Below are 12,653 nucleotides of genomic sequence, written 5' to 3'. Positions count from 1 at the left end.
GGCTTATTGGGCGCTCATTGGAACCGCATGACCACCTCGAAAAAGCTTTGGCAACTCTTGTCGGCGCAGCAAAGGCGCTCTGCCGGGGTATTGTTGGGTTTCATGCTGGTGGGAATGGTACTGGAGACCTTGAGCGTTGGGCTCATTATTCCGGCCATGGCCATGATGACCCAGAGCGATCTGGCTGCCAAGTATCCCTTTGTCGCTCCGATGTTGCGGACCTTCGGCAACCCTACACAAGAGCAGCTTCTGGTGAGTGGGCTGCTGGTGTTGGTCGGAATTTATGCTGTCAAGGCATTGTTCCTTGGTTTTTTGGCGTGGCGTCAGTCACGCTTTGCACACGACTTGCAAGCCAGTTTGGCTTTTCGACTGTTCGCTGGATACCTTCGCCAGCCGTATAGTTTTCACTTGCAGCGAAACTCAGCACAGTTGATCAGAAACATTATCAGTTCAGTCAACGGGATTACCAATGTGGTGCAGCAAGGTTTGATTTTGATATCCGAGGCATTGGTGCTTGTCGGCTTTTCCGCGCTTCTATTGTGGGTGGAGCCTGGGGGGGCTCTGGTGGTGGTGGTGGCGCTGGGCGCCTCCGCTTGGGCATTTCATAGGTTCACGCGAAAGCATATTGAGCGTTGGGGTAAGGCAAGCCAACTGCATGAAGGTCTGAGAATTCAGCATTTACAACAAGGTCTTGGCGGCGCCAAAGATGTCAAGTTACTGGGGCGCGAGCACGATTTCCTTGAGCAGTTCAAGGTCCACAATCGCAGCAGTACGCGTGTGGCTGAGCACAGATCCACTTTGCAGGCTTTTCCGCGTTTGTTCCTGGAGTTGCTGGCGGTCACTGGATTGGCTGCATTGGTCATCATCATGTTGAGCCAAGGTAAGCAGGTGGACGCGTTGTTGCCGACGTTGGGTTTATTTGCTGCAGCAGCTTTCCGGCTCATGCCTTCCATCAATCGGGTGATGGCTGCTGTACAGAGTGTACGTTTCTCGCATCCTGTAATTGACACTGTATTCAGTGAAATGAAACTAGTGGACACACCACCCGCAACGGCAACTGGAAAGGTATTGCCGCTGAAAAAGGAGTTGCGTTTAGAGGATATTCGTTTCCGCTACCCAACGGCAGAGTGCGAGTCGTTGCACCTCAACGCATTGTCAATTCCTTGCGGAGCATCGGTGGGTTTTATTGGCGGAAGTGGCGCAGGCAAAAGTACGCTGATCGATGTTCTGCTGGGTTTGTTGACACCTGACCATGGCACGGTGCGCGTGGATGGTGTAGACATTCAGCAGGACTTGCGGGGCTGGCAAAACCAGATTGGATATGTGCCGCAAACGATATATCTGACGGATGACACGCTGCGTCGAAACATTGCGTTTGGATTGCCGAATGAGCAAATTGATGAGAAAGCTGTGTTGCAGGCCATTCAGTCAGCGCAACTAGACGAGTTTGTGGATGAGTTGTCGCAGGGCTTGGACACAATGGTTGGGGAGCGTGGTATCCGGCTGTCAGGTGGCCAGCGGCAGAGAATTGGCATTGCCCGCGCGCTCTATCACAGCCCGTCAGTGCTAGTGCTGGATGAGGCTACCAGTGCTTTGGATGGAGATACCGAGCAAGCGGTGATGGAGGCGATCGACAGTCTCAGTGGGAAGCTCACCATCCTCATCGTTGCGCACCGTGTTCCCACTCTCAAAAACTGTACGCAGATCGTGGAATTGAAGAGTGGAAAAATCGCAAAGATAGGGGCCTACAGAGATATCGTAGGTGCTGCCGCTTAGAAAGAAAAGCTATGAATGATTGGAAGTGTTACCTATGCGGACATACGGAGTTCACTGAGCGCGATGGACAGGTGCGTGATGCACCTGCTCTGAAAATACTCCAATGCGCGCATTGTGGCTTGGTTACATTGAGTTCGCTGAGCCATATACAAGCAGGGTTCTATGAGGAATCTAATATGCATGGGTCCAACGTGGTTCCCATGGAAGTATGGTTGAGAGATACCGACTGGGATGACCAGCGCCGTGTCGATATGCTCAAGCCTATGCTCGCCAATAAAAATGTACTAGATTTTGGTTGCGGAGCAGGTGGGTTTTTGAGTAAAGCGCAGTTTTTGTCAAACTCCATGGTGGGGATAGAGCTCGAACGTCGCGTGCGTGAGTTTTGGGCAGGCAAAATTTGCATTCACTCTGATTTGGACGATGCAGGGGGAGGCTTCGATCTGATTACCGCCTTCCACGTGATCGAACATCTTGCAGACCCTGTTGCAATGCTTCAGGCATTGGCGGGGAAACTCTCCAAAAATGGTCGGATGGTTGTTGAAGTACCAAGTTCTGAAGATGCGCTTCTCACTTTGTATTCGTCGTCAGCTTTTCAGCGGTTTACTTATTGGAGTCAACATTTATTTTTGTTCAATGCACAAACTTTGCAAGACTTGGCCGAGCGTGCCGGTTTGCGCGTAATCTCTGTGCAGCAATACCAACGATATCCATTGTCCAATCACCTGCATTGGTTAAGTCAGGGTAAACCAGGGGGACATCAAAAATGGAACTTTTTGGACAATGTAGAGTTGAATCAAGCTTACGCTAACACGTTGGCCGCCATTGGAAAATGTGACACGCTGATTGCTCATTTGGAGCAAGTTTCGTGATTAAACTGTTGGTGTTGGCTGGCGGTTTCGGAACCCGATTGAGATCTGTGGTGTCGGATGTACCTAAAGCACTTGCCCCCGTGAACGGCGTGCCTTTTCTCCGGTTTCAAATTGAGAATTGGGTCAACCAAGGATTGACCTCTTTCGTATTTCTCTTGCACCATCAGGCGCAATTGGTCATTGATTTTCTCAAAAGTGAAAAGCAAGACCTATTTAGAAATTGCGAAGTGAATTGGATTGTTGAGTCCAGTCCCATGGGCACCGGGGGGGCGATTGCCAATGCGGTGTCGGTAATGAATATTTCTGGCAACTTTATGGTAACTAATGCCGACACGTGGCTAGGGACCGGCATTCAGGCACTGGCCCAAGCCGAATCACCCGCCATGGCTGTGGTCGGAGTAGAAGATGTGCGTCGTTATGGTGGGGTGCTGTTTGATAGCGGACACGTAGTCAGCCGGTTTGTGGAAAAAAGCGGCCTTGCACAACCTGGATGGATCAATGCGGGTCTGTACCATTTGGACGTAACTTTGTTTAGGGCTTGGAACCAAGAGCCATTCTCGCTGGAGACAAAGAGCCTTTTTGCTTGGGGAGCCAATGGCATTTTGAAGGCTGAGCCCATCGAGACTGATTTTATTGATATAGGCATACCCGACGATTACTTTCGTTTTTGTCGTTGGATGGAATCTCAGCGAGCAAGTATCCTGTGAAGCTTGATTTGTTTTTAATTTCTGAGGGCGCATCTCTGCGCGATGCTTTACAGCAGATCGAAGCCAATCAGCATGGCATTGTGCTTACTACGGATCTGACCGGGCGTGTCACCGGTCTGGCCACTGACGGCGATGTGCGCCGTACCTTGCTGGATGGCGCGCAATTGACAGCCGCCATTGCGTCTTGTGCCAACCCCAACTTTGTTTGGGCAGATGCGGCCAGTCCACGTGAATTGCTGCTCAAGCAATTAGACAATCGCATCCATATCATCCCCCTGCTGGATGAAAGTCGGCGACTTACAGGGATTGTCAGTCGGGACTATCTTCCGCGTCAGACCGAAGAGCCTGTGTATGCCCGTGCACGCTCACCAGTGCGAATAAGCTTTGGCGGGGGCGGCTCAGATCTTACCCATTTCTTCGAAGGTGATGGTGGTGCCGTCATCAACACCACCATCTCGCTCTACAGTCACGCAACTTTGCGCAAGCGCGATGACGAAAAAATTGTTATCCATTCGCGCGATCTTGATGCCACCTTGAATGCGTCAGATTTGACGCATGCGTTGGTACAAAAAGGTCCCTTTGGATTGATACAAGCGATTCTCAAGGCGATTCACCCGGACTTTGGGTTTGAGCTTTACTTGCATTCGGACTTCCCAATGAACTCAGGCTTGGGAGGGTCCGCGGTGGTATCTGCGGTCGTTCTGGGCTGCTTTAATCAGTTTCGCCAGGACCGGTGGGACTCGCATGAACTCGCCGAGCTGGCGTTTCAGGCGGAGCGCCTGTATTTGGGCATTGCGGGCGGATGGCAAGACCAATATGCCACCGTGTTCGGTGGCTTCAATTTCATGGAATTCCGGATGGAGCAAAACATTGTGCATCCCCTACGGATTCCATCTGATGTGCTTCTGGAACTGGAGGAGAGTCTGGTGCTGGTTGATACATCCACGCCGCATGACTCGGGCGACATCCATCAGGACCAGCGTACCCAGATGCGGCAAGAGGCCGTCCGGCAAAAAGTGCAGTCCAATGTAGACCTTACCTATCGCATGCGTAATCATCTACTGCGGGGAAGGCTACTGCAGTTCGGGCAGGCCCTGCATGAGGCGTGGGAACTCAAACGCCAGTTCAGCAGCAAAATTTCCAATAGCCGTTTGGACACTATCTATAGTGATGCGCTGGCTCATGGTGCATTGGGCGGCAAGTTGCTGGGTGCTGGAGGCGGTGGATTTTTCCTCTTCTATGTAACTCCCTTCCGTAAGCACGAGCTCATTGCCAATTTGGAGTCCGCAGGACTCAAGGTTCGACCATTCAGATTTGAACAAGAGGGCTTGAGGGCTTGGTCAGCGCGTGAACGCAAAAACCATATTGAATCGGATAATTTATGAAGATCAACGTTGCCAATTTCGAGATTGGTACAGGTCGAGCCTTTGTTATTGCTGAGATCGGCAATAACCACAACGGAGATTTCGACCGTGCCATTCAGTTGATTGACTTGGCCGTGGAGGTCGGTGCAGATTGCGCCAAATTCCAGATGCGCCAGTTGGATGAGGTATACCGGCAGCGCACCTTGAGGAAAGATGGTGAAGACCTGGGCACTGAATATGTCCTGGACCTGCTGCGGCGTTTTGAATTGACGGTAGACCAGCACCGTCAACTGGCGCAGTATTGCGCCAAAAAGGGCATCCTGTATCTGTGCACTCCGTGGGATGCACGCAGTGTGGATGTGCTTGAATCTATCGGTGTGCCTGCGTACAAAGTGGCCTCTGCGGATCTAACCAACTTGCCTTTGTTGGATCGATTGATCGCCACCAAAAAACCGCTGATTTTGTCGACGGGCATGAGTACTCGTGAAGAAGTGCAGATTACGGTCGATTTTTTGAACGCACGACACGCTCCTTTTGTGCTGCTGCATTGCAACAGCACTTACCCAGCGCCGTTGCACGACATCAATTTGCGCTGGATGGATAAATTGCTTGGCATTCACCCGCTGGTGGGCTATTCCGGACACGAGCGTGGCACGGCAGTGACCTTGGCCGCGGTGGGTTTGGGTGCGTGTGTGGTCGAGCGGCACTTCACCTTAAGTCGTGGCATGGAGGGGCCTGACCATGCGGCCAGTCTCGAGCCTGCAGAGTTCAAGCGCTTGGTGGATGGTGTGCGAGAAATTGAGCAAGCGTTAGGAGATGGCAGTGACCGCACCATCTCGCAAGGCGAGATGATTAACAGGGAAAATCTGGGCAAAAGCCTGGTCTCGTCTCGGGCCTTGGAGACAGGTACCGTCATAGGGCCAGAGCACGTACAAGTGCGAAGTCCGGGCCAAGGTTTGTCGCCACAGTTTTACGAGAAATTGTTAGGGCGCACACTAAAGCGGTCACTCAATGCAGAAGATTTTTTCTTCCCATCTGATCTAAAGGATGAGCGCATTGAGCCCCGGCTCTACAAGTTCTCCCGGCCGTGGGGCGTGCCCGTGCGCTACCATGATTTCGCTGAATACCACCAGCGCATCAAACCTGACTTGTTTGAGTTCCATTTGTCGTATTCCGACATGGAGCTGCGTTTGGATGATTACCTGCAGGGTACCTATGTCTGCGGGTTTGTGGTGCACGCGCCAGAGCTTTTTGCAAACAGTCGTCTGATGGACTTGGCTTCTCCTGATGAGGCATATCGCACCCAATCCATTCTTGAAACGCAGCGTGTGATCAATATCACGCGCGATTTGAAGCGTTTCTTTCCCAACACTCCACGGCCTGCCATCGTTGCCAATATTGGGGGCTTCACCATGGATGATCCGTTGCCTGCGGAGGTGATCCCTGAGTACTACCAACGGTTTGCTCAAAGCTTAGGCGAATTGGATCTGGATGGTGTGGAGTTGATACCCCAGACCATGGCGCCCTTCCCTTGGCATTTTGGCGGGCAGCGCTATCAAAATATTTTCGTCAAGATTGACGAGATCGTGGAATGGTGCCACAAGTTGAATCTTCGGATGTGCTTTGACATTTCGCACACGCGCCTGACTTGCAATCATCTTGGCATTGACTTTTACGACTTCGCCGAACGCATTGCCCCTATTTCTGCCCATCTCCACTTGGGGGATGCGCAGGGCCTGAATGGAGAGGGATTGCAGGTAGGTGCTGGAGATATAGATTTCATTCGCTTGGGTGAAATCCTGCGCAAAGGATGCCCGCAAGCGTCCTTCATCCCAGAAATATGGCAGGGCCACAAAAATGGAGGCGAGGGCTTCTGGGTGGCCTTGGAGCGACTAGAAGGAGTACTGTGATGCTGCAAGCCCAGGTTCGATCGCAGATTGAAGAGTCCATGGCAGTCAAACAAAGACTGCTGGAGGACGATGCACTCTTGCAGCAAGTAGAGTCGCTCGTTATGGCGTGCCTTGCATCGTTACGCCGTGGGGGCAAAATCATTTTTGCGGGCAATGGAGGCAGCTTTGCCGACGCCCAGCATTTGTCTGCGGAGTTCACCTCGCGTTTTGCGTTTGACCGCGCTCCCTTGGCCTCCATCGCATTGGGGACCAATAATTCGGCCATCAGTGCCATTGGCAATGATTATGGGTACGAGCAGGTGTTTGCGCGTGAATTGCTGGCGGTGGCGAAGCCAGAAGATGTTTTCATTGCCATATCCACGAGTGGTAACAGTGTCAATGTGATTGTTGCAGTGGAGCAGGCTTTGCAAGTAGGAGTTAAGACCATTGTTCTCACTGGACAGACGGGAGGCAAACTCAAAGGCCTGTGTGAGTGCGTGTGTGTGCCTTCTGCCGAAACCGCACGCATCCAAGAGTGCCATATTTTGCTGGGCCACATTTTGTGTGGCTTGGTAGAAGAGCAGTTTTTTTCAAAACAGGTGAAATGATGAGCGGCGCAGACAAAAAGCGAGTGGTCTTGATTATTCAGGCCCGCATGGGCTCGCAGCGCCTGCCTGGAAAATCCATGATGGATCTGGCCGGAGCCCCCCTGGTGGGCCGCATACTGGAGCGTGTTAAGCGCTGTCAGCAGCTCGACGAAATTGTTTTGGCAACTGGGGACACACCCGAAAACAAGGTGCTTGCCGAGTTGGGGCGCTCGTATGGCGTGTCTGTGTACGAAGGATCTGAAGGAGACTTGGTCGAACGTTATTTTCAGGCTGCTGTTGCCAGCAAGGCAGACATTGTGGGTAGACTCCCTGCAGACAATGCAACGCCAGAGCCCTCAGAAATTGACCGCATTGTGGACCACCACTTGCGCTTTAATCGTCCGGGGTTTTCTTCCAATTTGTCGGTGATCAATGATTCGGGGTATCCGGATGGCATTGGGGCCGAAATGTTTGATTTTTCATTATTGGCGGATGCGCGTGAACGAAATGTCGATGTGCGGCAACGCGAACACGTGCATCTCAATTTCTTTGACTACACCACACAGACTCCGGTGAATGCCGTGTGGTGTCCCATCAGCACCATTGCTTGCCCCCCCGGTTTTCGGCGGCCTGATCTGGTGTTGGATGTTAATACCAAAGAGCAATATGAGTTCATGCGCGAGCTGTACGAATACCTGTACCCGCGTAATCCCGCATTCCATATCACCGACATTATTCGTTGGTATGACGAGATCTATGTGCCTAGCATGAAACCGGCGCGTTGAGAGTTATTCACACAAGTATTGCTACAGGAAACACAATGACAACTCCAAAATCACAAGGTCGCTTGGTCTACTTCAACGGGAAAATGGTACCCGAGGCCGATGCCAAAGTCTCCATTTACGACTCTGCACTCATGTTTGGGGACATGGTATTTGAGATGACGCGGTCTTTTGGGAAAAAGCAATTCAAACTGCGTGAGCATATTGACCGGTTGTATGTTGGGTTAAAAATTTTGCGCATCCCATTGCAAATGACTCCCGAGGAAATGGAGCGTGCATGCTACGAAACGATGGAAGTCAATGACCATTTGTTCACAGCGGATGATGAGCATCGTTTGATGATTGATGTGTCGCGCGGCTTACTGGGAATCTATCAAGGTATTGAAGGTTTGCACAAGGGCCCCAATGTCATCATTGCTGATTTCCCTTTGCGCTGGACAGTGGCAACCATGGGGCAGTTGTTTGACACTGGCATTAACGCAGTCATTACTTCACAACGAGCCATTCCCGCCAATTTACTAGACCCCAAGATCAAGAACCGCAGTCGAATTTTCTACTTGATGGCCAATATTGAAGCATCGCAGGTGGAGGGTGACAATAACTGGGCCTTACTGCTGGATCCTGATGGCTTCATTGCAGAAGGCACGGGCGATAACTTCTTCATCATCAAGAATGGTGTGGTCATTACCCCTGAAGGCCGCAACATCTTGCGTGGTATTTCTCGTGATTACGTCTTGCATGAGTTGTGTCCACAACTTGGCATTCCTGTGGTGGAGAAAAACATTGAACCCTACGATGTATACACCGCAGATGAGGCTTTTATGACTGGCACTCCGTTCTGTATGCTGCCTGTGACCGCGCTCAACGGCAACCCAATTGGTTCCGGCAAAGTGGGAGAGGTATTCACGCGTATTCTGAACCAGTGGAGCGCCAACACCGGAGTGGATGTCAAAGGCCAGATCCAGCGCTGGGATGCTGAGCGTGGTGACGTGGCTGGTGCCAGCGCTCCCACACCATACAGATTCAAAAGCAAGTGAAAAGCCGTATCGGATTCATGCAGGGGCGTTTGTCGCCCCAGGTCAACGGGAAGATACAGGCTTTTCCGGCGGACTGCTGGCAGGCAGAGTTTGAGTGTGGCCATCGCAACGGATTTTCAATGATGGAGTGGACACTGGATCAGGATGCGCTGTATTCCAACCCCTTGCTCATAGCTCAAGGTCAGCATGAAATCCGGCAAATGTGCACCCAGTTTGATTTCTCCGTGCTGTCCCTCACGGGGGACTGCTTCATGCAAAGCCCCTTCTGGAAAGCTAGCGGCACCGAGGTTGAATCATTGCTGCAAGACTTCCGCGCCGTGGCGCGAGCTTGCAGTGCGGTAGGCATCCAAATGATGGTAGTGCCCCTTGTGGACAATGGGCGTATCGAAAATGTTGCGCAGGAAAATTTCCTCGTCGCAGCGCTGGAGCGTGAGATGCCATTGCTTGCCGAGCTGAATGTAAAGGTCGTGTTCGAATCTGATTTTTCGCCCCTTGAGCTGGCACGTTTCATTGGCCGGCTGGATCCGCAATGGTTTGGTGTGAACTATGACGTCGGCAATAGTGCAAGCTTGGGTTTTCGGCCAACTGAAGAGATTCCCGCATACGGTCATCGTATTGTGAATGTGCACGTCAAGGATCGCCAGCTTGGGGGGACTACGGTCCCATTGGGTACAGGCAACGCGCAGTTCGACACCGTATTTTCTGAACTGGCTAAGGTGGGCTATGCGGGAGCGTACATCCTGCAAACCGCACGCGCCGCAGAGGGCAATCATGCCGAAGTGCTTTGCAAGTATCGCGACATGACCCAAAACTGGATTGATCGGTATGGCGCCTGAATTCGCAGGCAAGACGGCGCTGGTTACTGGCGCATCCCAGGGGATCGGGCTGGCCATTGCCCAAACATTGAGTGCGCAGGGTTGCCGGGTGGCATTGAATGGGCGTAATGTGGATCGCCTGAATGCGGCGGTAGTTGCCCTGCCAGGGGCTATTGCGGTGGCGGGCGACGTGAGTGATCCAGCACAGGCAAAGAAGGTGGTGAACGATGCCTTGGCCACCTTGGGGCGGCTGGATGTTCTGGTGTGCAATGTGGGCAGCGGTCGATCGGTTGCACCAGGCATGGAGTCTTTTGATGAGTGGATCCGTGTGTTCGCAGTCAACCTGTGGAGCGCCACCAATTCTGTAGAGGCAGCGCGGCACGCGCTGGCACAGTCCAAGGGCGTGGTGGTTTGCATATCCTCTATCTGTGGGCTGGAAGTCGTGCCTGGCGCACCCGTCACCTATTCCGCTGCCAAGGCGGCACTGCATGCCTATGTACGCGGGATGGCCCGGCCCTTGGGCTCGGAGGGGGTACGAATCAACGCCGTGGCACCGGGAAATATCCTGTTCGATAGCTCGGTCTGGGCGCGGCGCCTGGCTGACGATCCGCAAGCTGTGCAGACCATGCTGGCGCGCGACGTTCCGTTGCGGCGCTTGGGAACTTCGGAGGAAGTGGCAGACTTGGTCGCATTTTTGGCGTCCTCGCGTGCTGCATTTGCAACTGGTGGCGTTTGGAAGCTAGACGGTGGGCAAACCCACGATTAAAAGCGAAAGTTCGAAATTGCAAACTGTATTGAATAAATTTGATCTGACAGGGCAAACCGCTTTGATCACCGGTGCGGCGGGGCTGTTGGGGCGTGAGCATGCCGCTGCCTTGCTGGAAGTCGGTGCCACCGTTGTATTAACCGACGTTAGTGAAGTTTCACTTAATACTGCCAAATCGCTTCTGTCAGTACTTGCTCCGCTTGATCGGATTGTGACTCGGGTGATGGATGTATCCCAACCCGCTTCGGTGAACGCAGTTGCGGAGCAAATGGTGAGTGAAGGTCGCCATATCCGCATCCTTGTTAATAACGCCGCTATCGACCCCAAAGTGGTCGGTGGTTTGGGCATACAGGAATCATCCAGGTTGGAGAACTTTGCGCTGGACCAGTGGAATCTGCAGATTTCTGTGGGGCTTACGGGGGCCTTCCTGTGCAGCCAGGTGTTTGGTACGGCCATGGCACAAAGTGGCGGTGGCGTTATTCTGAATATTGCTTCCGACCTGTCCGTTTTTTCTCCTGATCAGCGGATCTATCGGAAAGCGGGCGTGACAGAAGACCAGCAGCCTGTGAAGCCCGTGACTTACTCCGTTATCAAGGCCGGCTTGGTGGGGCTGACCAAATACCTCTCCACCTATTGGGCGGACCGGGGCGTGCGGACCAACGCTTTGTCTCCTGGTGGTGTGTTCAATGGGCAGGGCGATGAGTTTGTGAAGCGCCTCTCTGCGCTCATTCCGCTTGGGCGCATGGCGCAGGTCGATGAATACCGTTCAGCAGTGCAGTTCCTGTGCTCGGACGCATCCAGTTACCTCAATGGACAAAATATCGTAATGGATGGCGGGCGGTCCACGTGGTGATGGCCGGGTTCAGGCAAAGGCTTGCGGGGCGTTTGCGTCGCCTTGGCCTTTGGCTTAGGGGAGTCAAGGTCCAATGGGGTCATCCCCAGCCCGTTAAGGTGGCCATTTTTGAGGCCACCAATGCTGACTATTTGACGCCGCTATGCGCTGGAGCAAAGAGTATTGTCATTGGTATACCCGCAAAAACTCTGTATTTGAGTTGGATGCTGATTGGGGGGGTGGCTTGGCTGGTGTTACGAGGGCGCGGAGTTCAGGAGTCTTATTTTGCTGTGCTACTCAGGCGCTTGCGTCCTGCCATTGTCATTACATTCATTGACAACTCTGATCTGTTCTACCGGGTTGCCAGAATCAACCACACACGCATGCGCTTTCTGGCAATTCAAAATGCGGCTCGGTACGATGTGGTGGAACTTCTTCCGGAAAAGGCTCAGCACATTTTTCTGCCGGAGTTTGCGTGCTTTGGTGAGTATGAGAAAGATCTTTATACATCCAAGGGCGCGCAGGTGGGCGCTTTCTATCCCATTGGGTCGTTGCGTGAGTCCTACTTTCGGCGCTTCTGGAAGGATGCGCATGCCACTGCCCCGGCGCATTCCTATGAATACGATTTGTGCGTGGTTGCAGAAGCGTCTCCGGGGTGGAATAAGTTGTACCCCGGCTCCGAGGACGCCATTGGCAGGGTGGCTTCCTACGCGGTGCGCTATGCCAAGGAGCACGGCCTGCGCATTGTGATTGCGGGCAAGCGCGATGTGTCCCCAGGCCAGGAACGCGCAAGTATTCACCAGCGCGATGTGGAGCTTGCGTGGTATCAAAGATATATTGGCACCGAGACGCCCATCACCCCTCGCGTGCGCGATCAATTCACCACCTATGGGCTCATCTCCAAAAGCAGGCTGTCGCTGGCGCTGATGTCCACCGCATTGCGGGAAGCTGCCAACAGGGGCTGCAAGGTGTTGTTCTGTAATTTTTCCAAAGACCCGCGGTGGAACTTTTGTGTGGATGGGGTGTGGAGCCTCACAAAAGACAGCTACGAAGAGTTTTCCGACCGGGTCTCTCACCTGCTTGCTATGTCTGAGCAGGACTACTTGGCGCAGTCAGCGAAAATGTCGGCCTATGTCATGAATAACGACGATGCGGCCCCAACTTACGTCCAGTTGGAAAAAATCATTGCAGCCGCAGTGGCAGGCTAATGTACGAAATTGTTTGATGCA

At 52.9% G+C, this 12,653-nt stretch carries 12 protein-coding genes; all 12 read left to right on the top strand.

The genetic code is table 11. The features are described 5' to 3' along the window. Positions 1-27 precede the first annotated feature (27 nt). The 12 genes from RS694_RS17790 to RS694_RS17735 are packed head-to-tail and all read left to right on the top strand — an operon-like array spanning position 28 to position 12,632. Entirely contained in the window at positions 28-1,776 is a 1,749-nt protein-coding gene (locus tag RS694_RS17790) for an ABC transporter ATP-binding protein (protein ID WP_029705315.1), read from the top strand. A gap of 11 nt (positions 1,777-1,787) precedes the next feature. Continuing rightward, positions 1,788-2,645, top strand: coding sequence for a class I SAM-dependent methyltransferase (locus RS694_RS17785; RefSeq protein ID WP_076069879.1), 858 nt, complete (start codon positions 1,788-1,790; stop codon positions 2,643-2,645). Further along, positions 2,642-3,352: a sugar phosphate nucleotidyltransferase gene (locus tag RS694_RS17780; RefSeq protein ID WP_029705318.1), complete on the top strand. Its 711-nt coding sequence runs from the start codon at positions 2,642-2,644 to the stop codon at positions 3,350-3,352. Before RS694_RS17785 ends, RS694_RS17780 begins: the two co-directional genes overlap by 4 nt. Beyond that, entirely contained in the window at positions 3,349-4,737 is a 1,389-nt protein-coding gene (locus tag RS694_RS17775; protein WP_051391619.1) for a GHMP family kinase ATP-binding protein, read from the top strand. The genes RS694_RS17780 and RS694_RS17775 overlap by 4 nt, the downstream gene beginning before the upstream one ends. After that, positions 4,734-6,626, top strand: coding sequence for an N-acetylneuraminate synthase family protein (locus RS694_RS17770; RefSeq protein ID WP_029705320.1), 1,893 nt, complete (start codon positions 4,734-4,736; stop codon positions 6,624-6,626). The genes RS694_RS17775 and RS694_RS17770 overlap by 4 nt, the downstream gene beginning before the upstream one ends. After that, entirely contained in the window at positions 6,626-7,213 is a 588-nt protein-coding gene (locus tag RS694_RS17765) for a D-sedoheptulose-7-phosphate isomerase (protein WP_029705322.1), read from the top strand. The genes RS694_RS17770 and RS694_RS17765 overlap by 1 nt, the downstream gene beginning before the upstream one ends. Next, positions 7,213-7,977, top strand: coding sequence for a cytidylyltransferase domain-containing protein (locus RS694_RS17760; protein WP_076069877.1), 765 nt, complete (start codon positions 7,213-7,215; stop codon positions 7,975-7,977). Before RS694_RS17765 ends, RS694_RS17760 begins: the two co-directional genes overlap by 1 nt. A gap of 35 nt (positions 7,978-8,012) precedes the next feature. After that, a complete protein-coding gene (locus RS694_RS17755) occupies positions 8,013-9,011 on the top strand; it encodes an aminotransferase class IV (protein ID WP_029705325.1) in 999 nt (332 codons plus the stop codon). Then, positions 9,008-9,847, top strand: a complete 840-nt coding sequence (locus RS694_RS17750; protein ID WP_241463797.1) for a sugar phosphate isomerase/epimerase family protein — start codon at positions 9,008-9,010, stop codon at positions 9,845-9,847. The genes RS694_RS17755 and RS694_RS17750 overlap by 4 nt, the downstream gene beginning before the upstream one ends. Beyond that, a complete protein-coding gene (locus RS694_RS17745; RefSeq protein ID WP_029705329.1) occupies positions 9,837-10,592 on the top strand; it encodes an SDR family NAD(P)-dependent oxidoreductase in 756 nt (251 codons plus the stop codon). The genes RS694_RS17750 and RS694_RS17745 overlap by 11 nt, the downstream gene beginning before the upstream one ends. Beyond that, positions 10,573-11,445, top strand: a complete 873-nt coding sequence (locus RS694_RS17740; RefSeq protein WP_241463799.1) for an SDR family oxidoreductase — start codon at positions 10,573-10,575, stop codon at positions 11,443-11,445. The genes RS694_RS17745 and RS694_RS17740 overlap by 20 nt, the downstream gene beginning before the upstream one ends. Beyond that, positions 11,376-12,632: a hypothetical protein gene (locus tag RS694_RS17735; protein WP_169850519.1), complete on the top strand. Its 1,257-nt coding sequence runs from the start codon at positions 11,376-11,378 to the stop codon at positions 12,630-12,632. The genes RS694_RS17740 and RS694_RS17735 overlap by 70 nt, the downstream gene beginning before the upstream one ends. Positions 12,633-12,653 lie beyond the last annotated feature (21 nt).

This window comes from Rhodoferax saidenbachensis (genome assembly GCF_001955715.1).
GTDB lineage: Bacteria > Pseudomonadota > Gammaproteobacteria > Burkholderiales > Burkholderiaceae_C > Allorhodoferax > Allorhodoferax saidenbachensis.
Note: the sequence above shows the minus strand (reverse complement) of the source record. Positions and strands in the feature narration are given on the sequence as shown.